This window comes from Enterobacter sp. BNK-29, from assembly GCF_048684785.1.
GTDB lineage: Bacteria > Pseudomonadota > Gammaproteobacteria > Enterobacterales > Enterobacteriaceae > Enterobacter > Enterobacter cloacae_M.
In genome coordinates this window covers 896,728-919,075 of the sequence record NZ_JBLQTU010000001.1, presented here as the reverse complement: position 1 = coordinate 919,075, position 22,348 = coordinate 896,728, and the positions used below count along the sequence as shown (strand labels likewise).

Sequence of the window (22,348 nt, the reverse complement as noted above, 5' to 3'; positions counted from 1 at the left end):
TATGCGAATGGCACGTCTGACACGCTCCCGCTGGCTATGGCTGGCGGGAGCGCTTCTCGTTTTATGGGGGCTGATTGTCGCCGCCGACCGCCTGTGGCCGTTGCCTCTGAAAGAGGTTAACCCCGCCCGGGTGGTGGTGGATGAGAAGGGCACGCCGCTCTGGCGTTTTGCCGATAGCGACGGTATCTGGCGCTACCCGGTTACCATTGAAGAGGTTTCTCCCCGCTATCTTGAGGCGCTGATCCAGTATGAAGATCGCTGGTTTTGGGATCACCCTGGCGTAAACCCGCTTTCTGTCCTGCGCGCCGCCTGGCAGGATCTCAGTTCTGGCAAAGTCGTCTCTGGCGGAAGCACGCTCACCATGCAGGTAGCACGCCTGCTGGACCCGCATCCGCGCACCTTTGGCGGCAAAGTTCGTCAGCTCTGGCGGGCGATGCAGCTGGAGTGGCATCTTTCCAAGCGCGACATTCTCACCCTCTATCTCAACCGTGCCCCCTTTGGCGGCACGCTGCAGGGCGTCGGGGCGGCAAGCTGGACCTATCTTGGCAAACCGCCGTCGCAGCTCAGCTATTCCGAAGCGGCGCTGCTGGCGGTACTGCCGCAGGCACCCAGCCGCTTGCGTCCGGACCGCTGGCCTGACCGGGCCGAGGCGGCGCGCAACAAAGTGCTCGACCGCATGGTCACGCAGGGCGTCTGGTCCGCGAAGCAGGTCAAAGAATCACGGGAAGAATCGGTATGGCTGGCGCCCCGACAGATGCCGCAGCTGGCACCGCTCTTTGCGCGCATGATGCTAGGCAAAAGCCGCGACACTAAAATTGTCACCACGCTGGATGCCGGACTGCAGCGGCAGCTGGAAGAGCTGGCGATGAACTGGAAATCTCGCCTGCCGGCACGCAGCTCGCTGGCGATGATCGTCGTGGATCACACCGATATGAAAGTGCGCGGCTGGGTCGGCTCGGTGGATATTAACGATGACACGCGTTTTAGCCACGTGGATATGGTCAATGCGATCCGATCCCCGGGATCGGTGTTAAAGCCCTTTATTTACGGTATGGCGCTGGACGATGGCCTGATCCATCCCGCCTCGCTGCTCCAGGACGTTCCCAGAAAAACCGGTGATTATCGCCCCGGGAATTTTGACAGTGGCTTCCACGGACCGGTTAGCATGAGTGAAGCGCTAGTGCGCTCCCTCAACCTGCCCGCGGTACAGGTACTGGAAGCGTACGGGCCAAAACGTTTTGCCGGGATGCTGAGCAACGCGGGATTGCCGCTGATCCTGCCCACGGGGGCGCAGCCGAATCTGTCCCTGATCCTCGGCGGGGCAGGCGCCCGGCTGGCGGATATCACAGCGGCCTACAGCGCGTTTGCCCGACACGGTAAGGCGGGAAGGCTGCGGTTACAGCCGGGCGAACCGCTGATTGAACGTCCGCTGCTGTCGCAAGGCTCGGCGTGGATTATTCGCCGTATTCTGGCGAACGAGGCGCAGCCGCTGCCGGATAATGCATTACCGCAGATCGCGCCGCTGGCGTGGAAAACCGGCACCAGCTACGGCTACCGTGATGCCTGGGCGATTGGTCTGAATGCCCGTTATGTAATAGGCATCTGGACAGGACGACCGGACGGCACGCCCGTAGCGGGGCAGTTTGGTTTCGCCAGCGCAGTTCCACTGTTAAATCAGGTCAATAACCTGCTTCAGTCGCGCTCAACGGTAGACGAGGCCCGCCTGCCGCGCGACCCGCGTCCGGAGAGCGTCGGGCGGGGCGTGATCTGTTGGCCGGGCGGCCAGTCGCTGCCGGAAGGGAGTGAAAACTGTCGGCGTCGCCTGTCGACCTGGCTGCTGGAAGGGAGTGAGCCGCCCACTCTGCTATTGCCCGAACAGGAAGGGATACGCGGCATTCGTTTTCCGGTCTGGCTGGATAAAACGGGTAAACGCGTGGCGGCAGATTGCCCTGATGCAACTGAAAAAGTCCTGGATGTCTGGCCGCTGCCGCTGGAGCCTTGGCTGCCGGCGACCGAACGTCGCGCGGTACGGATCCCTTCGTCATCAACCACATGTCCTCCGCTGTCGCAGGACGCACCTGCGCCACTCATCCTGACAGGCGTGCGTGAAGGGGCCGTCATCAAACGTCTGCCGGGGGAATCCCGCGTTTCGCTGCCGCTTCAGGCGACCGGCAATAGCGGTGAGCGCTGGTGGTTTTTGAACGGTGAACCGCTGAATGTGAAGGGAAGAGTTTACACATTACAGCTTGATAAATCTGGCGATTATCAGTTACTCGTTATGGATGAGACCGGCCAGGTCGCGACGGTGAATTTTACGCTGCAGTGATCTGAAAACAGCTTTCAGATGTGAGCTGTTGCTAAAACTCGTCTTATTTTAAAAAAATGTTACCTGAATCCATAGGCAATGGCGCTATTGCTCATTATAATCCGCGCCACACCATACTCAGGTATGCAAAACAACAGAACATTGACAGAGGTTATCATGGCTATTGAACGTACTTTTTCCATCATCAAACCAAACGCGGTGGCAAAAAACGTTATTGGCAGCATCTTCGCTCGCTTTGAATCTGCAGGGTTCAAAATTGTTGGCACCAAAATGCTGCACCTGACCGTTGAGCAGGCTCGCGGTTTCTACGCTGAGCACGAAGGTCGCCCATTCTTTGACGGCCTGGTTGAGTTCATGACCTCCGGTCCAATCGTGGTATCCGTGCTGGAAGGCGAAAATGCAGTACAGCGTCACCGTGACCTGCTGGGCGCAACCAACCCGGACAACGCGCTGGCAGGTACTTTGCGCGCTGACTACGCGGACAGCTTCACCGAGAACGGTACCCACGGTTCTGACTCTGTTGAATCTGCTGCACGCGAAATCGCTTTCTTCTTCGCAGAAGGCGAAGTGTGTCCACGCACCCGTTAATTTAACGGTTTCGTTTACATATTATTTTCGTAAATGCCGCGTCCAGACGTGGCATCCCTGCGCCAGACTTTGTACAATGCAACGCCCCGGATGAGCAGACTGCTTTCCGGGGCGTTTCTATTCAACCCTCCATGGGCCATAACGTGTAACAACGAGGCCGGAAAATATTATGTCTGAATTAGTGAATACCTCCGAAGTCGCCATTCCTGCGGTTCCCAATAAAAATGGAAAAATCAACCTGCTGGATCTGAACCGTCAGCAGATGCGCGAGTTCTTTAAAGAGATGGGCGAAAAGCCGTTTCGTGCCGATCAGGTCATGAAGTGGATGTACCATTACTGCAGCGACAATTTTGATGACATGACTGACATCAACAAGGTCCTGCGCAACAAGCTTAAGGAAGTGGCTGAAATCCGCGCACCGGAAGTGGTGGAAGAGCAGCGCTCAGCGGATGGCACCATCAAATGGGCGATTGCGGTAGGCGATCAGCGCGTTGAGACCGTCTACATCCCGGAAGAAGACCGCGCCACGCTGTGTGTATCCTCTCAGGTAGGCTGTGCGCTGGAGTGCAAATTCTGCTCTACCGCGCAGCAAGGCTTTAACCGTAACCTGCGGGTGTCAGAAATTATCGGCCAGGTCTGGCGTGCCGCGAAAATCGTCGGTGCGGCAAAAGTAACCGGTACGCGTCCTATCACCAACGTGGTGATGATGGGGATGGGTGAGCCGCTGCTGAACCTGACCAACGTCGTTCCGGCGATGGAAATCATGCTGGATGACTTCGGTTTTGGTCTGTCCAAGCGTCGCGTCACGCTGTCTACCTCTGGCGTTGTGCCTGCGCTGGACAAGCTGGGCGATATGATTGACGTTGCGCTGGCGATCTCCCTGCATGCACCAAACGACGAAATTCGTGACGAAATTGTGCCGATCAACAAAAAGTACAATATCGAAACCTTCCTCGCTGCGGTGCGTCGCTATCTGGAGAAATCCAACGCCAACCAGGGCCGCGTCACCATCGAGTACGTGATGCTTGATCACGTCAACGACGGTACCGAACATGCGCATCAACTGGCTGAACTGCTGAAAGATACGCCATGTAAAATCAACCTGATCCCATGGAACCCGTTCCCGGGCGCGCCGTATGGCCGTAGCTCGAACAGCCGTATCGACCGCTTCTCCAAGGTGCTGATGGAGTATGGTTTCACCACCATCGTGCGTAAAACCCGTGGTGATGACATTGATGCAGCATGCGGACAGCTGGCAGGTGATGTTATTGACCGTACCAAACGTACCCTGCGTAAACGCATGCAGGGCGAGACGATCGCGGTTAAAGCTGTTTGATTATTATGCACTCACGGCGCATTATCTGCGCCGTGAAGCATACTCTTACTGAATAATCAGTCAGATTCGTGATGACTGAACAATAATTACGGTGCGTTTCATCCGACTTTCGGGCAGTATGTAACGACGTAACAACAGTTTAGCCGTACGGGCAGGGCTGTACTGTCATCTCCGGGCTGACAGTCTTATACTCTCTGTTCAAGGTTAACTGACCAGAAGTTTCGCGGTGCGGGTGGCATTGTGACTCACCGGCACCTGAACCCTTATTTTTCACGTACCAGTAGTTGTAGCGAATGAATACTGAAGCCACTCACGACCAACATGAAGCACTCTCCACTGGCGTTCGTCTTCGCAACGCCCGTGAACAACTCGGACTCAGCCAGCAAGCCGTTGCGGAACGCTTGTGCCTGAAGGTTTCCACGGTTCGCGATATTGAAGAAGATAAGGCACCTGCCGATCTGGCTTCAACGTTCTTGCGCGGTTATATCCGCTCTTACGCAAAACTGGTGCATATCCCCGAAAACGAATTATTGCCAATGATGGAGAAGCAGGCACCGGTCCGTGCAGCAAAAGTTGCGCCGATGCAGACCTTCTCCCTGGGGAAACGTCGTAAAAAACGCGATGGCTGGCTGATGAGCTTTACCTGGCTGGTGCTGTTTGTGGTGATCGGTCTGACCGGCGCATGGTGGTGGCAAAACCACAAGGCCCAGCAGGAAGAGATTACTACTATGGCCGATCAATCCTCCGCCGAACTCAACCAGGCCGGGAGTGAGAACGGTCAGAGCGTGCCGCTGAATACCGACGGCGCAGCTTCCTCAAGCGAGCCACAGACCGCAGCGCCAGACGCGTCGGCGACCGATGCAGCACAGGCTCCGGCAGCAACGGCTAACACCGCTGCGCCGCAGGCTCAGGATCAAAACGCGGTTGTTGCCCCTTCTCAGGCTAACGTTGATACTGCGGCGAACGCGCCTGCGGCTACTCAGCCTGCAGACAATAGCGCAGCGACTCTGCCAACCAGCCCGGCGGGTACGGCGACAGCAGCCGATCCCAACGCGCTGGTGATGAACTTCAGCGCCGACTGCTGGCTGGAAGTAACTGACGCGACAGGTAAAAAACTGTTCAGCGGCCTGCAGCGTAAAGATGGCACGTTAAACCTAACCGGCCAGGCTCCCTATAAACTTAAAATCGGCGCTCCGGCAGCGGTACAGATCCAGTATCAAGGAAAACCTGTCGACCTGAGCCGCTTTATCAGAACTAACCAGGTTGCACGTCTTACCGTTAATGCCGAACAATCAGCAGCACAGTAACAGACGGGCAACGCGGGAGATTTTTCATGCATAACCAGGCTCCGATTCAACGTAGAAAATCGAAACGGATTTACGTTGGGAATGTGCCAATCGGCGATGGGGCACCTATCGCCGTTCAGTCGATGACCAATACGCGCACCACCGATGTGGAAGCGACGGTCAATCAAATCAAAGCATTAGAACGTGTAGGCGCGGACATTGTTCGCGTCTCCGTCCCGACCATGGATGCCGCTGAGGCGTTCAAACTGATCAAACAGCAGGTCAGCGTTCCGCTGGTGGCTGATATCCACTTCGACTACCGCATCGCGCTGAAAGTGGCCGAATACGGCGTCGATTGCCTGCGTATTAACCCGGGCAACATCGGTAACGAAGAGCGTATCCGCATGGTCGTGGACTGCGCCCGCGATAAAAATATTCCTATCCGTATCGGCGTTAACGCCGGTTCCCTGGAAAAAGACCTGCAGGAAAAATACGGCGAGCCGACGCCACAGGCGCTGCTCGAATCCGCAATGCGCCATGTGGATCATCTCGATCGTCTTAACTTCGATCAGTTCAAAGTCAGCGTAAAAGCGTCCGACGTGTTCCTGGCGGTAGAGTCTTATCGTCTGCTGGCAAAACAGATCGACCAGCCTCTGCACCTCGGGATCACCGAAGCGGGCGGCCTGCGCAGCGGCTCTGTAAAATCCGCGATCGGTCTGGGGCTGCTGCTCTCCGAAGGGATCGGTGACACCCTGCGCGTCTCGCTGGCGGCCGATCCGGTCGAAGAGATCAAAGTCGGTTTCGATATTCTGAAGTCACTGCGTATCCGCGCGCGTGGGATCAACTTCATTGCCTGCCCAACCTGCTCACGTCAGGAGTTTGATGTGATCGGGACGGTGAATGCTCTGGAGCAGCGTCTGGAAGACATTATCACCCCGATGGACGTCTCCATCATCGGCTGCGTGGTAAACGGTCCGGGTGAAGCGCTGGTGTCAACTCTGGGCGTGACCGGCGGTAACAAGAAAAGTGGTCTCTATGAAGATGGCGTTCGTAAAGATCGTCTGGATAATAGCGACATGATCGACCAGCTTGAAGCACGCATCCGCGCCAAAGCCGCCATGATGGACGAAACACAGCGTATCAGCGTTCAGCAGGTTGAAAAATAACGTGATGGGAAGCGTGCCGCTTCCCATGTATGATTGAACCCATTCTTTGGGTTTTTTTTGTATATAGAAAGAGAATAAACGTGGCAAAAAACATTCAAGCCATCCGCGGCATGAACGATTATCTGCCTGGCGAAACCGCCATCTGGCAGCGCATTGAAGGCACACTGAAGCAGGTGCTCGGCAGCTACGGTTACAGCGAAATCCGTTTGCCGATTGTAGAGCAGACCCCGTTATTCAAACGCGCGATTGGTGAAGTCACCGACGTGGTTGAAAAAGAGATGTACACCTTTGAGGACCGCAATGGCGACAGCCTGACCCTGCGTCCGGAAGGTACGGCGGGCTGCGTACGCGCCGGCATCGAACATGGTCTTCTGTACAATCAGGAGCAGCGCCTCTGGTATATCGGCCCAATGTTCCGCCACGAACGTCCTCAGAAAGGTCGTTACCGCCAGTTCAATCAGCTGGGTGTGGAAGTCTTTGGCCTGCAGGGCCCGGACATCGACGCTGAGCTGATTATGCTGACCGCCCGCTGGTGGCGCGCCCTCGGTATCGCCGATCACGTTTCCCTTGAGCTGAACTCTATCGGTTCTCTGGAAGCTCGCGCTAACTACCGCGATGCGCTGGTAGCGTTCCTGGAACAGCATAAAGAGAAGCTGGACGAAGACTGCAAACGTCGCATGTACAGTAACCCGCTGCGCGTTCTGGATTCCAAAAACGCGGATGTTCAGGCACTGCTGAACGATGCGCCTGCGCTGGGTGACTACCTGGATGAAGAATCTCGCGAACACTTCACGGGCCTGTGCAAGATGCTTGAAGCGGCAGGCATCGCCTATACCGTGAATCAGCGCCTGGTGCGCGGTCTGGACTACTACAACCGTACCGTGTTTGAGTGGGTGACTACCAGCCTCGGTTCTCAGGGCACAGTATGTGCGGGCGGCCGTTATGACGGTCTGGTTGAGCAACTTGGCGGTCGCGCAGCCCCTGCTGTTGGCTTCGCGATGGGCCTTGAGCGACTTGTTTTGCTGGTTCAGGCAGTTAATCCGGAATTTAAAGCAGATTCCGTTGTCGATATATACCTGGTGGCTTCAGGCGCGGAAACGCAGTCTGCGGCGATGCAGCTTGCCGAACGCGTGCGCGATGCGCTGCCGGACGTTAAGCTGATGACCAACCATGGCGGCGGCAACTTCAAAAAACAGTTTGCTCGTGCCGATAAGTGGGGCGCAAGTATTGCACTGGTGCTGGGCGAGTCCGAAGTGGCTAACGGCGAAGTGGTGGTGAAGGACCTGCGCTCTGGTGAGCAGACAACGGTAACGCAGGACGGCGTTGCGGCGCACTTGCGCACTCTATTGGGCTAAGGAGAAGGACTGCGTGGAAATTTACGAGAACGAACACGATCAGGTCGACGCGATTAAGCGCTTCTTTGTTGAAAACGGCAAAGCGCTGGTTGTTGGGGTTATTTTAGGTATCGGTGCGCTGGTGGGCTGGCGTTACTGGAACAATCATCAGGCAGATTCCGCGCGTGGCGCGTCGCTGTCCTATGAAAATACCGTGAGCGCAATTCGTGCCGATCAGCCGCAAACGCTGGCTGCGGCAGAAAAATTTGCGGCTGACAACAAAAACACCTACGGTGCACTGGCTGCGCTGGAAGTGGCTCAGCAGTACGTTGATAAGAACGAACTGGATAAAGCCGCTGCACAGCTCTCGCAGAGCCTTGCTGCGGCCAGCGATGAGAACCTGAAAGCGGTGATCAATCTGCGCCTGGCACGTATTCAGGTTCAGCAGAAAAAAGCTGACGATGCGCTGAAAACGCTCGATACCATCAAAGGCGAAGGTTTTGCTGCCATCGTTGCCGATCTGCGCGGTGAAGCACTGCTGAGCAAAGGTGACAAAGCGGGCGCGCGTAAAGCGTGGCAAGCTGGCGTAGAGAGCAATGCTTCACCTGCGCTGAGCGAAATGATGCAGATGAAAATAAATAATTTGTCCGTCTGAGAGGGACCCGATGCAATTGCGTAAATTACTTCTGCCAGGACTGCTTTCTGTTACGTTATTGAGTGGTTGTTCACTGTTCAGTGGCGAAGAAGACGTTGTGAAAATGTCCCCACTGCCGACGGTTGAAAACCAGTTTACCCCATCCACCGCGTGGGATGTCTCCGTGGGCAATGGGATTGGTGATTTCTATTCCAACCTTCATCCTGCGTATGCAGACAGCGTTGTCTATGCCGCTGACCGCAAAGGTACCGTGAAAGCGGTGAACGCCGATGACGGGAAAGAAGTATGGTCCGTTAACCTGGCGGAAAAAGACGGCTGGTTCTCCCGTAAACCTGCACTGCTGTCTGGCGGTCTGACCGTTGCCGGTGGTCATGTCTACGTGGGCAGCGAAAAAGCGCAGGTTTATGCGCTGAACAGCAGCGACGGCTCTATTGCCTGGCAAACAACCGTAGCGGGTGAATCCCTGTCTCGTCCGGTGGTGAGCGACGGCCTGGTGCTGATTCATACCAGCAACGGCCAGCTGCAGGCGCTGAACGAAGCTGACGGTCTGGTGAAATGGACCGTTAACCTGGATATGCCTGCGCTCTCTCTGCGCGGCGAATCCGCACCGGCTACCGCATTTGGTGCTGCCATTGTGGGCGGTGACAACGGTCGCGTGAGCGCAGTGCTGATGCAGCAGGGCCAGATGATCTGGCAGCAGCGTATCTCTCAGGCTACTGGCTCAACGGAAATTGACCGTCTGAGCGACGTAGACACTACGCCGGTCATCGTTAACGGTGTGGTTTACGCGCTGGCCTATAATGGCAACCTGACCGCGCTGGATCTGCGCAGCGGCCAGATCATGTGGAAACGTGAGCTGGGCTCTGTGAACGATTTCATCGTTGAGGGCAACCGCATCTATATGGTCGATCAGAACGACCGTCTGCTGGCTCTGAGCACCGAAGGCGGCGTGACGCTGTGGACGCAAAGCGATCTGCTGCACCGTCTGCTGACCGCGCCGGCACTGTACAACGGTAGCCTGGTGGTTGGCGACAGCGAAGGGTATATGCACTGGATCGATCCGGATAACGGCCGCTTTGTTGCACAGCAAAAAGTCGACAGCTCTGGCTTCCTGACCGATCCGGTTGTGGCCGACGGCAAACTGCTGATTCAGGCAAAAGACGGCACGCTGTACGCGATCACGCGTTAATTACCCGGCGGTTGTAGTATACTAAACGGCTCCTGTTCACTCAGGAGCCGTTTTGACATTTTTAAAAACGCCGCGAAAGCGACGTTATTTTGAATTTTATGAGGCTTCAAACATGGTACCTGTGGTCGCGCTTGTCGGGCGCCCTAACGTTGGAAAATCCACTCTTTTTAACCGTTTAACACGCACCCGTGATGCGCTGGTTGCGGATTTCCCGGGGCTGACGCGTGACCGTAAGTACGGTCGTGCAGAGGTGGAAGGACGCGAGTTCATCTGTATTGATACCGGTGGTATTGACGGCACGGAAGACGGCGTTGAAACCCGCATGGCGGAACAGTCGCTGCTGGCGATTGAAGAAGCGGATGTGGTGCTGTTTATGGTGGATGCGCGCGCTGGCCTGATGCCGGCGGACTCCGCTATTGCCAAACACCTTCGTTCACGCGAAAAGCCGACCTTCCTGGTGGCGAACAAAACTGACGGCATCGATGCCGATCAGGCCGTCGCGGATTTCTGGTCTCTGGGCCTGGGTGAAATCTACCCGATTGCGGCATCGCATGGCCGTGGCGTCACCAGCCTGCTGGAAACCGTTCTGCTGCCGTGGGTTGATGAAGTGAACCCGCCGGAAGAGGTGGACGAAGACGCTGAATACTGGGCGCAGTTCGAAGAGGGAGAAGAGGGCGAAGAAGAGCCTGAAGACGACTTCAACCCGCAGGATCTGCCGATCAAGCTGGCTATCGTGGGCCGTCCAAACGTAGGTAAGTCTACGCTTACTAACCGTATTCTGGGTGAAGAGCGCGTGGTCGTTTACGACATGCCGGGCACCACGCGTGACAGCATCTACATCCCAATGCAGCGCGATGAGCGTGAGTATGTCCTCATCGACACCGCCGGGGTGCGTAAGCGCGGGAAAATCACCGATGTGGTGGAAAAATTCTCCGTTATCAAAACCCTGCAGGCGATCGAAGATGCTAACGTAGTGCTGCTGGTCATCGACGCACGCGAAGGTATCTCCGATCAGGACCTCTCTCTGCTCGGCTTTATCCTCAATAGTGGGCGCTCACTGGTTATCGTGGTCAACAAGTGGGATGGCCTGAGCAATGAAGTGCGCGAGCAGGTGAAAGAGACCCTCGACTTCCGTCTGGGCTTTATCGACTTCGCCCGCGTGCACTTTATCTCTGCGCTGCACGGCAGCGGTGTGGGTAACCTGTTCGAATCCGTGCGTGAAGCGTACGACAGCTCCACCCGTCGTCAGAGCACCGCGATGCTGACCCGCATCATGAACATGGCTGCAGAAGACCATCAGCCGCCGCTGGTGCGCGGCCGTCGCGTGAAGCTGAAATATGCCCACGCCGGTGGTTACAACCCGCCAATCGTAGTAATTCACGGCAACCAGGTGAAAGACCTGCCGGATTCCTACAAGCGCTATCTGATGAACTACTTCCGTAAATCGCTGGACGTGATGGGCACGCCTATCCGTATCCAGTTCAAGGAAGGGGAAAACCCGTTTGCCAACAAGCGCAACACCCTGACGCCAAATCAGATGCGTAAGCGTAAGCGCTTGATTAAGCACATTAAGAAAAGCAAATAAGCTTTACCTGCTTCACGAAAGCCCGCGTTTATCGCGGGCTTTTTTTTGCCAAATCATAGCGCCGGTTTTCTCTGTGTGAAGTCAATCACTATTCACTTTTAACCAAGTTTAAATCTAAGAAAGTAGACAATCGTCGAATTTTCATCTTAAAGTCCAGGGGCCGGTACTAGACAAAACTAGCGCCTGGTTATCAAATGGTTAACTAACTTTTCGCCGCATGTAAAAAATCGGCCAGATACGTAACTGGCCGGCGTACCTGCTGGTGTTTACAAGCACGACGACATACCTTTCGGGAGAATTATGCAATCCACTGTTAATCAAAAAGAGAGCCGAACGTTCTTCGGCCATCCATATCCGCTCGGTTCCCTGTTCTTCACCGAGATGTGGGAGCGTTTCTCATTTTACGGCATTCGTCCGTTACTGATCCTGTTTATGGCCGCCACCGTCTATGACGGCGGGATGGGCCTGGCGCGTGAAAACGCCTCGGCGATTGTCGGTATCTTTGCCGGTACCATGTACCTGGCCGCGCTGCCGGGCGGTTGGCTGGCGGATAACTGGCTCGGTCAGCAGAGAGCCGTCTGGTACGGTTCAATTCTGATTGCGCTCGGTCACCTGTCGATTGCGCTTTCGGCGGTGATGGGGAACAATCTGTTCTTTATCGGCCTGATGTTCATCGTGCTTGGCTCCGGGCTGTTTAAGACCTGTATCTCTGTGATGGTCGGCACCCTGTATAAAAAAGGCGACGCGCGTCGTGACGGCGGTTTCTCGCTGTTCTATATGGGCATCAACATGGGCTCGTTCATCGCGCCGCTGATTTCCGGCTGGCTGATTAAAACCCACGGCTGGCACTGGGGCTTTGGTATTGGCGGCATCGGGATGCTGGTGGCGCTGATTATCTTCCGCGTGTTTGCCGTTCCGGCGATGAAACGCTATGACGGCGAAGTCGGCCTCGACTCCACCTGGAACAGCCCGGTGGTGAAGCGTAACGGCGTGGGCGTTTGGCTGCTGGCGCTGGCGGCAGGCGTGGCAACGATCGTGACGCTGATTGCGCAGGGCGTGATTGTGATTAACCCGGTCGCGGTAGCCAGCGTGCTGGTCTACGTGATTGCGGCATCCGTAGCCCTCTACTTTATTTATCTGTTTGTTTTTGCGGGCCTGAACCGCAAAGAGCGCGCCAGGCTGTTGGTCTGCTTTATTCTGCTGATCTCCGCGGCGTTCTTCTGGTCCGCGTTTGAGCAAAAGCCAACCTCGTTCAACCTGTTTGCCAACGACTACACTAACCGCATGATTGGTGATTTTGAAATCCCGGCGGTGTGGTTCCAGTCAATCAACGCCCTGTTCATCATCCTGCTGGCACCGGTGTTTAGCTGGGCATGGCCGAAGCTCGCGAGCAAAAACATTCGTCCGAGCAGCATCACCAAGTTTGTTATTGGTATTTTGTTCGCGGCGGCGGGCTTTGGCCTGATGATGCTGGCGGCACAGAACGTGCTGAGCAGCGGTGGAGCGGGCGTATCGCCGTTCTGGCTGGTGGGCAGCATCCTGATGCTGACGCTTGGTGAACTGTGCCTGAGTCCGATTGGCCTGGCGACCATGACGCTGCTTGCGCCGGAAAGAATGCGCGGCCAGATGATGGGCCTGTGGTTCTGCGCCAGCGCGCTGGGTAACCTGGCGGCGGGCCTGATTGGCGGCCACGTGAAGGCCGATCAGCTGGATATGCTGCCGGATCTCTTTGCTCGCTGCTCCGTCGCGCTGCTGATCTGTGCTGCGGTACTGATCGTCCTCATTGTTCCGGTGCGCCGCATGCTGGAAAATGCGCAGACTAAACCGGCTGCTAACGCCTCATAAACCTCGGTCTTGCCGGGGCGGCGTTATGCCCCGGTAAAACCCAACAGGAGAGAATATGTCGATTACCTGCCCGGATTGCCACGCACCGCTGGAGCCCCAGAACGGGATAGCGCACTGCGACAGCTGTAATAAAGATATTGCGCTTGAAGCCCGCTGCCCGGAGTGCCATCAGCCACTCCAGGTATTAAAGGCCTGCGGGGCGGTGGACTATTTCTGCCAGAACGGCCACGGCCTGATCTCTAAAAAACGCGTGGAGTTTGTTCGGGCCGAAGGTTAATCGCAGACGCAGCCTTCGCCTTTCTGCCACAGCTCGACCAGCGACTCGGGCGCTTCCTGCTCGGGCACCAGCACGATGATATCGGCGTAGTGCGCCTGATTTTGCCCGGTCCAGATAATCTGGATGCGGAAATAGCGCTGGTCGCCGCTGCCGGGTGAAGAGGCTTGCCCGGGCGGCTGGCCGCGTGGAAAAGCCTGCTCCAGGATGCTCACCAGACGCTGGCGCTGGGCCTCATTGAGCGAGGAGAGCGCGATGGTGCGCTGTCCGCTCAGCTTGGGAATAAAAGCGACGCCGCCTTCCCGGGCCAGCTCAACCACGGCGTCATCCGTCAGTTCCGGAACCTGCATTTACAACACTCCCACCTGTTCCCAGGCTTGTTTAATGGCCGCACCAGCGTCGGCGCCGGAGCGTTTCTCTCCGTGCGCGATCGTCAGTTTTGCGAAGGCCTCAAAATCCGCATCCTGCGCCAGTTTGCGATCGCAAACCGTGTCGTACCAGGCATAACCCGCTTTTTCCCAGGCGTAGCCGCCGATCGCCGTCGCGGCCAGATAAAATGCCCGGTTGGGGATGCCGGAGTTCAGATGCACGCCGCCGTTATCCTCGCGCGTTTTAATGAAATCTTTCATGTGCGCAGGCTGCGGGTCTTTGCCGAGCAGGGGATCGTCATAGGCGGTACCGGGTTCAGACATTGAGCGCAGCCCTTTGCCGTTAATCCCTTTCGCCAGCAACCCTTCACCAATGAGCCAGTCTGCTTTATCGGCGGTTTGCTTCAGATGGTACTGTTTGACCAGCGAACCAAACACGTCAGACAAAGACTCGTTCAGCGCGCCCGACTGTTCAAAATAGATAAGCCCGGCTTCGGTCTCGGTCACGCCGTGGCTCAGCTCGTGCGCTACCACGTCGATGGCGATGGTAAAGCGGTTAAATATTTCCCCGTCGCCGTCGCCAAATACCATCTGCTGCCCGTTCCAGAAGGCGTTCTGATATTCCCGGCCGTAATGCACGGTGCCGGTCAAAATAAGCCCTTTATTATCGAGCGAATCACGCTGATATTCTTTCCAGAAGAAATCATGGGTAATACCCAAATAATCGTAGGCTTCATCCACCGCCACATCGCCGTTCGACGGCTGGCCTTCGTAACGCACCTGCGTACCCGGCAGCTCCTGGGTTTGCTTCGCGTCGTAAATATCGCGCTCCAGCTGTCCGGCTTTATTCACGTGGGGCGCGGCGGGTTTGCCGGGCATGTGGGCCATCAGCGTCTGGACGTGGGTTAACGTCTGACGGGCGCAGCGCTGCTGCGGCTCGGAACCGCTTTCGATAATACGACGAAGAATATAAGGGGGAATAACGCTATGAAGATGGGGCATGCTGCTCTCCTTATTAAAAAAGGGAATAGCAGCAGTATAGTAAGTAACCGGCGAAGAATTATCCGGTTTTACGCTGACGCGTCTTTTTCACCGGTTTAATTGATTTCACTTCGCTTTCAACCCAGCCGTCTGAAAGACGCGTCGTCAGCACATCGCCGGCGTTCACCTGTTTGGTCTGCTTCAGCACTTTCCCGTCCGTCGCCGTCGTCACGCTATAGCCGCGCGCCAGCGTGGAGAGGGGGCTGACGGCTTCAAGATGGGTCACCGCATTGCCAAAACGTTCGCGGGTGGTGCTCAGCCGCGCCCGGATTGTCTCCGCCAGACGATACTCCAGCTGTTGGATCCGCGTTTGCGCGCGATAAATTTTCGGCTGCGGGTTTTGCTGGTTCAGGCGCTGCGTCACGTGCTGCTGGCGCGATACCGCGCGCTTAAGCTGCGCGTCCACCGCAACGTTCATGCGCTGACGCAGACGCTCCAGCACGGTCTGCTGGCGCGCCAGACGCAGCTGCGGGTGCTGCTGCTGAAGTCGATGATGAAGCTGGGTAAAGCGGCGGGTACGGTTGGCAAGGAAGTAGTCCATCGCCATCTCAAGACGCTGCTGGCCGTTCTGGATCTGACGCAGCAGCTCCAGCTGGTTGCGGCTGACCACCTCTGCCGCCGCGGACGGGGTAGGCGCACGCAGATCCGCCACAAAATCGGCTATCGTTACGTCCGTTTCGTGGCCGACGGCGCTCACCACGGGGATAATACTTGCAAAGATTGCCCGCGCCACGCGCTCGTCGTTAAAGCTCCACAGGTCTTCCAGCGAGCCGCCGCCGCGCCCAACGATTAATACGTCGCACTCCTGACGGGCGTTCGCCAGCTCAATGGCGCGAACTATCTGTTCCGGTGCATCGTCACCCTGAACGGCGGTCGGATAGATGATGACGGGCAGGGAAGGGTCGCGACGCTTCAGCACGTGCAAAATATCGTGCAGTGCCGCACCGGTTTTCGAGGTGATGACCCCAACGCAGTGGGCGGGTGAGGGCAGCGGTTTTTTGAACTGCTGGTCGAACAGCCCCTCTGCAGAGAGTCTGGCTTTTAGCTGTTCATACTTCTGCTGCAGCAGGCCTTCGCCCGCGGGCTGCATGCTCTCGACGATAATCTGATAATCGCCGCGCGGCTCATACAGGGTGATATTGGCGCGAACCAGAACCTGCTGGCCGTGCTGAGGACGAAACGTCACGCGACGGTTGCTGTTGCGGAACATCGCGCAGCGCACCTGGGCGGTGTCGTCTTTTAATGTAAAGTACCAGTGTCCGGAGGACGGCTGCGTGAAGTTTGAGATCTCACCGCTGATCCAGACCTGCCCCATTTCCTGCTCAAGCAGCAAACGCACCGTCTGATTAAGGCGGCTGACGGTATAAATTGAGGGGGATTGAGAGGATAACATGTGAGCGGGATCAAATTCTAAATCAGCAAGTTATTCAGTCGATAGTAACCTGCTGAGAGGCAATCGCAAGCTTTTTTATAAAAAAGTGTAGATGCAATCGGTTACGCTCTGTATAATGCCACGGCAATATTTAACCACCCAGGTCAGAGATATTGCCCATGCTACGTATCGCTAAAGAAGCACTGACGTTTGACGACGTCCTCCTCGTTCCCGCTCACTCCACTGTTCTGCCGAATACTGCCGATCTCAGCACGCAGTTGACGAAAACCATTCGCCTGAACATTCCTATGCTCTCTGCGGCAATGGACACCGTGACTGAAGCGCGCCTGGCTATCGCCCTGGCACAGGAAGGTGGCATTGGCTTTATTCACAAAAACATGTCTATCGAACGTCAGGCCGAAGAAGTTCGCCGCGTGAAGAAACATGAATCCGGCATCGTGTCTGACCCACAGACCGTTCTGCCAACCACCACGCTGCACGAAGTGAAAGCCCTGACCGAACGTAACGGCTTCGCCGGTTACCCGGTTGTGACCGAAGAGAACGAACTGGTCGGTATTATCACCGGTCGTGACGTGCGTTTCGTGACTGACCTGAACCAGCCTGTTAGCGTCTACATGACGCCAAAAGAGCGTCTGGTTACCGTTCGCGAAGGTGAAACCCGCGACGTGGTGCTGGCAAAAATGCACGAAAAACGCGTTGAAAAAGCGCTGGTTGTTGACAGCAGCTTCCACCTGCGCGGCATGATCACCGTTAAAGATTTCCAGAAAGCAGAACGTAAGCCTAACGCCTGTAAAGACGAGCATGGCCGTCTGCGCGTCGGCGCTGCGGTTGGCGCAGGTGCCGGTAACGAAGAGCGCGTTGACGCGCTGGTTGCTGCGGGCGTTGACGTCCTGCTGATTGACTCCTCTCACGGCCACTCCGAAGGCGTTCTGCAGCGTATTCGCGACACCCGTGCTAAATACCCTGACCTGCAGATCATCGGCGGTAACGTGGCCACCGGCGCAGGCGCTCGCGCGCTGGCCGACGCTGGCTGCAGCGCGGTGAAAGTGGGTATCGGCCCTGGCTCCATCTGTACTACCCGTATCGTCACCGGCGTGGGCGTTCCGCAGATCACCGCGGTGTCTGACGCGGTTGAAGCGCTGGAAGGTACCGGTATTCCGGTTATCGCTGACGGCGGTATCCGCTTCTCTGGCGACATCGCCAAAGCGATCGCCGCGGGTGCCGCTGCCGTGATGGTAGGCTCCATGCTGGCCGGTACCGAAGAATCCCCGGGTGAAATCGAACTCTACCAGGGCCGTTCTTACAAATCTTACCGCGGCATGGGCTCCCTGGGCGCGATGTCCAAAGGCTCCTCTGACCGTTACTTCCAGACCGATAACGCCGCAGACAAACTGGTGCCGGAAGGTATCGAAGGTCGCGTAGCCTATAAAGGCCGTCTGAAAGAGATCATTCACCAGCAGATGGGCGGCCTGCGCTCCTGTATGGGTCTGACCGGCTGTGGTACCATTGACCTGCTGCGTACTAAAGCGGAATTTGTACGCATCAGCGGTGCGGGTATCCAGGAGAGCCACGTTCACGACGTGACGATCACCAAAGAGTCCCCGAACTACCGTCTGGGCTCCTGATAAGTTTCCGCGCCCGGCTTCTGCCGGGCGCTCTGTTTTTGTTTCACTTGCCTCGGAATTAGCGTCAATGACGGAAAACATTCATAAACATCGCATTCTCATTCTGGACTTCGGTTCTCAGTACACTCAGCTGGTGGCGCGTCGCGTACGTGAACTGGGCGTTTACTGTGAACTGTGGGCGTGGGATGTCACGGAAGCACAGATTCGCGAATTCAATCCAAGCGGCATCATCCTGTCCGGCGGCCCGGAAAGTACCACCGAAGAGAACAGCCCGCGCGCGCCGCAGTACGTGTTCGAAGCTGGCGTGCCGGTATTCGGCGTTTGCTACGGTATGCAGACCATGGCAATGCAGCTGGGCGGCCATGTAGAAGGCTCTAACGAGCGCGAGTTTGGCTACGCACAGGTAGAAGTCGTCACCGACAGCGCGCTGGTGCGCGGTATCGAAGACTCCCTGACCGCAGACGGCAAGCCGCTGCTGGACGTGTGGATGAGCCACGGCGACAAAGTGACCGCCATCCCGTCTGACTTCGTGACCGTTGCCAGCACCGAAAGCTGCCCATTCGCCATCATGGCGAACGAAGAAAAACGCTTCTACGGCGTGCAGTTCCACCCGGAAGTGACCCACACCCGTCAGGGTATGCGCATGCTGGAGCGCTTCGTGCGTGACATCTGCCAGTGTGAAGCTCTGTGGACCCCGGCAAAAATCATCGACGACGCCGTTGAGCGTATCCGCCAGCAGGTTGGCGATGACAAAGTGATCCTCGGCCTCTCCGGCGGCGTGGACTCCTCCGTGACCGCGATGCTGCTGCACCGCGCCATCGGCAAAAACCTGACCTGCGTCTTCGTGGACAACGGTCTGCTGCGTCTGAACGAAGCCCAGCAGGTCATGGACATGTTCGGCGACCACTTCGGTCTGAACATCGTTCACGTGGAAGGCGAGCAGCGCTTCCTGGACGCGCTGAAAGGCGAGAACGATCCGGAAGCCAAACGTAAGATCATCGGCCGCGTGTTCGTTGAAGTGTTCGACGAAGAAGCGCTGAAGCTGGAAGACGTGAAGTGGCTGGCGCAGGGCACCATCTACCCTGACGTGATCGAGTCCGCGGCTTCCGCAACCGGTAAAGCACACGTCATCAAATCTCACCACAACGTGGGCGGCCTGCCGAAAGAGATGAAGATGGGCCTGGTTGAACCGCTGCGCGAGCTGTTCAAAGACGAAGTGCGTAAGATCGGTCTGGAACTGGGGCTGCCGTACGACATGCTCTACCGTCACCCGTTCCCGGGTCCGGGTCTGGGCGTGCGCGTGCTGGGCGAAGTGAAGAAAGAGTACTGCGACCTGCTGCGTCGCGCGGACGCGATCTTCATCGAAGAGCTGCACAAAGCTGACCTGTACAACAAGGTAAGTCAGGCGTTCACCGTGTTCCTGCCGGTTCGCTCCGTTGGTGTGATGGGCGATGGCCGCAAGTACGACTGGGTTGTTTCCCTGCGTGCGGTGGAAACCATCGACTTCATGACCGCGCACTGGGCACACCTGCCGTATGACTTCCTGGGCCGCGTGTCTAACCGCATCATCAACGAAGTGAACGGGATTTCCCGCGTGGTGTATGACATCAGCGGTAAGCCACCGGCTACGATTGAGTGGGAATAATTCCCCGCTGAATTAACACCAAAACCCTCTGCCTGTGCAGGGGGTTTTTTTATTGCCTTACTTCCCCTCACCCAACCGATACGCCAGTGCCACCACCAGCGACTGCACCAGGCACAGCGTCGCCGACTGCGAGCGAAACGCATCCACCTGCGCCTCTTTCACCACAAAGCAGAGATCGCTGAACGTCGCCAGCGGGCTAATCTGGCTGTCCGTAATCACGATCTGCCGCGCGCCGACGCTGGCGGCGGTTTCGCTGACCATCACCGTCTCTTCCGCGTACGGCGAGAAGCTGATCGACACTACAATGTCGCGCGCCTTAATGCGGCTGATCTGCTCGCGCAGCATGCCGCCCATGCCGTCGAGCAGGATAGGGCGGCACTCCAGATGGCTCAGGGCGTAGGTGAGGTAGGCCGCGACGCTAAAGGAGCGGCGCAGTCCGGCGATGTAGATGGTGTCGGCGTCGGCCAATAGCTGTACCGCGCGCTCCAGCATTTCCGGTTCGGCGCGGGCGGCCAGCTGCTGCAGCGCCTGCGCGTTCGAGCGGGCGAACTCCTGCAGAATATCGAGCGGCGTTTCCGGCACGGCCTCGCTCTCCATTTCGCGGAACAGCCGGGCGCGGTCGCTGTAGCTGGCGGTCTCCTCCACCAGGTTCATGCGAAACAGCTGTTTCATTTCGTTGAAGCCGGTGAAGTCAAAGGCGTTGGCAAAGCGGATCAGCGTCGAGGGCGGCACGTCGGCGCGCTCGGCAATGACGGCAACCGTATCAAAGGCCACGCTGTTGGTGTTATCCAGCACGTAGCGGGAGACCTGCTGCAGCCTCTTGCTCAGGCTATCGTAGCGATCGCGGATTTGCTGCTGCAGTTCGTTCAGGCTGGTTGCTGTCGTCATCTTATCCCCCAAATACAGTCTTATGATTCTAAACGCAAAACCGCGTCTTTTAAATGTCGGCCATCCATCTGGCAGCAAAAATGAAACAGAAACTTCAGTCATTTCCTCGCCCGAAATTCCTTAATAGCGCACGCTGCGCCAGTGTTGTTAGCTGTTAACATAAAAATCCATCCTTGATCACAATAATCATCATTTATTTTATTTCAACTTAAAATGGAATATTTGTTTCATATATAGTGTTCAGTACACAGTGTTCAGGTAACAGTCACGTATCAACAGCGAGAGGTTAAGGATGGAGACGGTAGCGAATTTTATTCACGGCGAATGTGTCACCGGTTCAGGCCAGCGCGTTCAGGCGATCTTCAACCCGGCCACGGGCGAGCAGATCCGCCAGGTGGTGATGAGTACGGCGCAGGAAACGGAGCAGGCGATTGCCGCCGCGCAGCAGGCGTTTCCGGCGTGGGCGCGTCATGCTCCGCTGAAGCGCGCGCGCGTGATGTTCCGCTTCAAGGCGCTGCTGGAAGAGAACATGGAGCGCCTGGCCCGCCTCATCAGCGAAGAGCACGGCAAGGTCTTCTCCGACGCGGTGGGCGAACTGACCCGCGGCCTGGAGGTGGTGGAATTTGCCTGCGGCATCCCGCATCTGCAAAAGGGTGAACACTCTGCGAACGTCGGCACGGGCGTCGACAGCCACTCGCTGATGCAGCCGCTCGGCGTCTGCGCCGGGATCACGCCGTTTAACTTCCCGGCGATGGTGCCTATGTGGATGTTCCCGATTGCGCTGGCGACCGGCAACACCTTCGTGCTGAAACCGTCGGAAAAAGATCCTTCCCTGGCGCTCGCGCTGGCGCAGCTGCTGAAAGAGGCCGGCCTGCCGGACGGCGTGTTCAACGTGGTGCAGGGCGATAAAGAATCCGTTGACGTGCTCCTGACCGACCCGCGCGTGCAGGCGGTGAGCTTTGTCGGCTCCACGCCGATTGCGGAATATATTTACCAGACCGCATCTGCCCACGGTAAGCGCTGTCAGGCGCTGGGCGGCGCGAAAAACCACTGCATTCTCATGCCGGATGCCGACATGAAGATGGCGACCAACGCCATCATGGGCGCGGCCTACGGCGCGGCGGGCGAACGCTGCATGGCGCTCTCGGTGGTGCTGGCGGTGGGGGATAAAACTGCCGATGACCTCTGCGCCCGGCTGGAAAAACAGATTGCCGCGCTGCGCGTCGGGCCGGGCCTGGACCAGTCGCCGGAAAACGAAATGGGGCCCCTCATCTCCTCCGCGCACCGCAGCAAGGTGCTGGGCTACATCGACAGCGGGGAAGCGCAGGGGGCGAAGCTTCGCGTGGACGGTCGCGGCTTCAGCGTGAAGGGCCACGAGCAGGGCTACTTCGTCGGGCCGACGCTGTTCGATAACGTCACCCCGGAGATGACCATCTATAAAGAAGAGATTTTTGGCCCGGTGCTTTCTGTGGTGCGCGTAGCAGATTACGCCAGCGCGGTGGATCTGATTAACCGCCATGAATATGGTAATGGTTCGGCGATCTTCACCCGCGACGGCGGCTGCGCGCGCCGCTTCTGCGAAGAGGTGCTGGCGGGTATGGTGGGGGTCAACGTGCCGATCCCGGTGCCGATGGCGTTCCACAGCTTCGGCGGCTGGAAGCGTTCCATCTTTGGCGCGCTCAACGTCCACGGCAGCGACGGCGTGCGCTTCTACACCCGAATGAAAACCATCACCGCGCGCTGGCCGGAAATGCAGCAGGAGACAGGCGCTGCGTTCTCTATGCCAACGCTGGGCTGACAGGAG

The 22,348-nt window shown here is 57.2% G+C and carries 18 protein-coding genes; 14 read left to right on the top strand and 4 right to left on the bottom strand.

Annotated elements, in window-relative coordinates; genetic code table 11:
- The first annotated feature begins 1 nt into the window (after window position 1).
- The 11 genes from pbpC to ACMGGX_RS04190 all read left to right on the top strand — a co-directional run bounded on the left by pbpC (window position 2) and on the right by ACMGGX_RS04190 (window position 13,587).
- A complete protein-coding gene (pbpC, locus tag ACMGGX_RS04240; RefSeq protein WP_348561629.1) occupies window positions 2-2,326 on the top strand; it encodes a peptidoglycan glycosyltransferase PbpC in 2,325 nt (774 codons plus the stop codon).
- Window positions 2,327-2,482: 156 nt separating this feature from the next.
- A complete protein-coding gene (gene ndk, locus ACMGGX_RS04235; RefSeq protein WP_003860625.1) occupies window positions 2,483-2,914 on the top strand; it encodes a nucleoside-diphosphate kinase in 432 nt (143 codons plus the stop codon).
- 169 nt (window positions 2,915-3,083) lie between these two features.
- The gene (locus tag ACMGGX_RS04230) at window positions 3,084-4,250 is read left to right on the top strand and encodes a bifunctional tRNA (adenosine(37)-C2)-methyltransferase TrmG/ribosomal RNA large subunit methyltransferase RlmN (RefSeq protein WP_014171168.1); all 1,167 of its coding nucleotides are present in this window, start codon (window positions 3,084-3,086) and stop codon (window positions 4,248-4,250) included.
- Between the two features lie 293 nt (window positions 4,251-4,543).
- Window positions 4,544-5,557 (top strand): cytoskeleton protein RodZ, encoded by a 1,014-nt coding sequence (gene rodZ, locus ACMGGX_RS04225; RefSeq protein WP_126329994.1) that lies wholly within the window; start codon window positions 4,544-4,546, stop codon window positions 5,555-5,557.
- A gap of 26 nt (window positions 5,558-5,583) precedes the next feature.
- Window positions 5,584-6,702 (top strand): flavodoxin-dependent (E)-4-hydroxy-3-methylbut-2-enyl-diphosphate synthase, encoded by a 1,119-nt coding sequence (gene ispG / locus ACMGGX_RS04220; protein WP_023308814.1) that lies wholly within the window; start codon window positions 5,584-5,586, stop codon window positions 6,700-6,702.
- Window positions 6,703-6,782: 80 nt separating this feature from the next.
- On the top strand, window positions 6,783-8,057 hold the full coding sequence (gene hisS, locus ACMGGX_RS04215) for a histidine--tRNA ligase (RefSeq protein WP_420298089.1): 1,275 nt from the start codon (window positions 6,783-6,785) through the stop codon (window positions 8,055-8,057).
- 13 nt (window positions 8,058-8,070) lie between these two features.
- Window positions 8,071-8,691 carry a YfgM family protein gene (locus tag ACMGGX_RS04210; protein ID WP_023308812.1) on the top strand — a complete coding sequence of 207 codons (621 nt, stop codon included), beginning with the start codon at window positions 8,071-8,073 and terminating at the stop codon, window positions 8,689-8,691.
- A gap of 10 nt (window positions 8,692-8,701) precedes the next feature.
- A complete protein-coding gene (gene bamB, locus ACMGGX_RS04205) occupies window positions 8,702-9,880 on the top strand; it encodes an outer membrane protein assembly factor BamB (protein WP_008502135.1) in 1,179 nt (392 codons plus the stop codon).
- A gap of 112 nt (window positions 9,881-9,992) precedes the next feature.
- On the top strand, window positions 9,993-11,465 hold the full coding sequence (gene der, locus ACMGGX_RS04200) for a ribosome biogenesis GTPase Der (RefSeq protein WP_047346809.1): 1,473 nt from the start codon (window positions 9,993-9,995) through the stop codon (window positions 11,463-11,465).
- A gap of 300 nt (window positions 11,466-11,765) precedes the next feature.
- Entirely contained in the window at window positions 11,766-13,310 is a 1,545-nt protein-coding gene (locus ACMGGX_RS04195) for a peptide MFS transporter (protein ID WP_262771054.1), read from the top strand.
- 55 nt (window positions 13,311-13,365) lie between these two features.
- Entirely contained in the window at window positions 13,366-13,587 is a 222-nt protein-coding gene (locus ACMGGX_RS04190) for a zinc ribbon domain-containing protein (RefSeq protein WP_181593641.1), read from the top strand.
- On the opposite strand, the gene ACMGGX_RS04185 is transcribed toward ACMGGX_RS04190, so the two are convergent.
- From ACMGGX_RS04185 to xseA, 3 genes are read right to left on the bottom strand one after another with little or no spacing between them, the layout of a single operon-like run.
- Window positions 13,584-13,934 (bottom strand): protealysin inhibitor emfourin, encoded by a 351-nt coding sequence (locus ACMGGX_RS04185; RefSeq protein WP_006811517.1) that lies wholly within the window; start codon window positions 13,932-13,934, stop codon window positions 13,584-13,586. The two genes, ACMGGX_RS04190 and ACMGGX_RS04185, sit on opposite strands and share 4 nt — an antisense overlap.
- Complete coding sequence (locus ACMGGX_RS04180; protein WP_420298088.1) at window positions 13,935-14,954, bottom strand: M4 family metallopeptidase; 1,020 nt, start codon at window positions 14,952-14,954, stop codon at window positions 13,935-13,937.
- Between the two features lie 58 nt (window positions 14,955-15,012).
- Window positions 15,013-16,386 carry an exodeoxyribonuclease VII large subunit gene (gene xseA / locus ACMGGX_RS04175; protein WP_420298087.1) on the bottom strand — a complete coding sequence of 458 codons (1,374 nt, stop codon included), beginning with the start codon at window positions 16,384-16,386 and terminating at the stop codon, window positions 15,013-15,015.
- Between the two features lie 158 nt (window positions 16,387-16,544).
- Between xseA and guaB the strand changes: the two genes are divergently transcribed.
- Both guaB and guaA read left to right on the top strand, forming a co-directional pair.
- The gene (guaB, locus tag ACMGGX_RS04170) at window positions 16,545-18,011 is read left to right on the top strand and encodes an IMP dehydrogenase (RefSeq protein WP_023333022.1); all 1,467 of its coding nucleotides are present in this window, start codon (window positions 16,545-16,547) and stop codon (window positions 18,009-18,011) included.
- Between the two features lie 67 nt (window positions 18,012-18,078).
- The gene (gene guaA, locus ACMGGX_RS04165; protein WP_006811514.1) at window positions 18,079-19,656 is read left to right on the top strand and encodes a glutamine-hydrolyzing GMP synthase; all 1,578 of its coding nucleotides are present in this window, start codon (window positions 18,079-18,081) and stop codon (window positions 19,654-19,656) included.
- A 57-nt stretch (window positions 19,657-19,713) separates the two neighbouring features.
- On the opposite strand, the gene ACMGGX_RS04160 is transcribed toward guaA, so the two are convergent.
- Window positions 19,714-20,544, bottom strand: coding sequence for a MurR/RpiR family transcriptional regulator (locus ACMGGX_RS04160; RefSeq protein ID WP_008502123.1), 831 nt, complete (start codon window positions 20,542-20,544; stop codon window positions 19,714-19,716).
- Between the two features lie 292 nt (window positions 20,545-20,836).
- Between ACMGGX_RS04160 and ACMGGX_RS04155 the strand changes: the two genes are divergently transcribed.
- Window positions 20,837-22,342 (top strand): CoA-acylating methylmalonate-semialdehyde dehydrogenase, encoded by a 1,506-nt coding sequence (locus tag ACMGGX_RS04155; RefSeq protein WP_181593638.1) that lies wholly within the window; start codon window positions 20,837-20,839, stop codon window positions 22,340-22,342.
- Window positions 22,343-22,348 lie beyond the last annotated feature (6 nt).

What these genes read in the sequence shown, in the direction of transcription:
- pbpC (WP_348561629.1), top strand. Translation starts at nt 2, where the DNA reads ATGCGAATGGCACGTCTGACACGCTCCCGCTGGCTATGGCTGGCGGGA.
- ndk (WP_003860625.1), top strand. Translation starts at nt 2,483, where the DNA reads ATGGCTATTGAACGTACTTTTTCCATCATCAAACCAAACGCGGTGGCA.
- ACMGGX_RS04230 (WP_014171168.1), top strand. Translation starts at nt 3,084, where the DNA reads ATGTCTGAATTAGTGAATACCTCCGAAGTCGCCATTCCTGCGGTTCCC.
- rodZ (WP_126329994.1), top strand. Translation starts at nt 4,544, where the DNA reads ATGAATACTGAAGCCACTCACGACCAACATGAAGCACTCTCCACTGGC.
- ispG (WP_023308814.1), top strand. Translation starts at nt 5,584, where the DNA reads ATGCATAACCAGGCTCCGATTCAACGTAGAAAATCGAAACGGATTTAC.
- bamB (WP_008502135.1), top strand. Translation starts at nt 8,702, where the DNA reads ATGCAATTGCGTAAATTACTTCTGCCAGGACTGCTTTCTGTTACGTTA.
- der (WP_047346809.1), top strand. Translation starts at nt 9,993, where the DNA reads ATGGTACCTGTGGTCGCGCTTGTCGGGCGCCCTAACGTTGGAAAATCC.
- ACMGGX_RS04195 (WP_262771054.1), top strand. Translation starts at nt 11,766, where the DNA reads ATGCAATCCACTGTTAATCAAAAAGAGAGCCGAACGTTCTTCGGCCAT.
- ACMGGX_RS04190 (WP_181593641.1), top strand. Translation starts at nt 13,366, where the DNA reads ATGTCGATTACCTGCCCGGATTGCCACGCACCGCTGGAGCCCCAGAAC.
- ACMGGX_RS04185 (WP_006811517.1), bottom strand. Translation starts at nt 13,934, where the DNA reads ATGCAGGTTCCGGAACTGACGGATGACGCCGTGGTTGAGCTGGCCCGG.
- ACMGGX_RS04180 (WP_420298088.1), bottom strand. Translation starts at nt 14,954, where the DNA reads ATGCCCCATCTTCATAGCGTTATTCCCCCTTATATTCTTCGTCGTATT.
- xseA (WP_420298087.1), bottom strand. Translation starts at nt 16,386, where the DNA reads ATGTTATCCTCTCAATCCCCCTCAATTTATACCGTCAGCCGCCTTAAT.
- guaB (WP_023333022.1), top strand. Translation starts at nt 16,545, where the DNA reads ATGCTACGTATCGCTAAAGAAGCACTGACGTTTGACGACGTCCTCCTC.
- guaA (WP_006811514.1), top strand. Translation starts at nt 18,079, where the DNA reads ATGACGGAAAACATTCATAAACATCGCATTCTCATTCTGGACTTCGGT.
- ACMGGX_RS04160 (WP_008502123.1), bottom strand. Translation starts at nt 20,544, where the DNA reads ATGACGACAGCAACCAGCCTGAACGAACTGCAGCAGCAAATCCGCGAT.
- ACMGGX_RS04155 (WP_181593638.1), top strand. Translation starts at nt 20,837, where the DNA reads ATGGAGACGGTAGCGAATTTTATTCACGGCGAATGTGTCACCGGTTCA.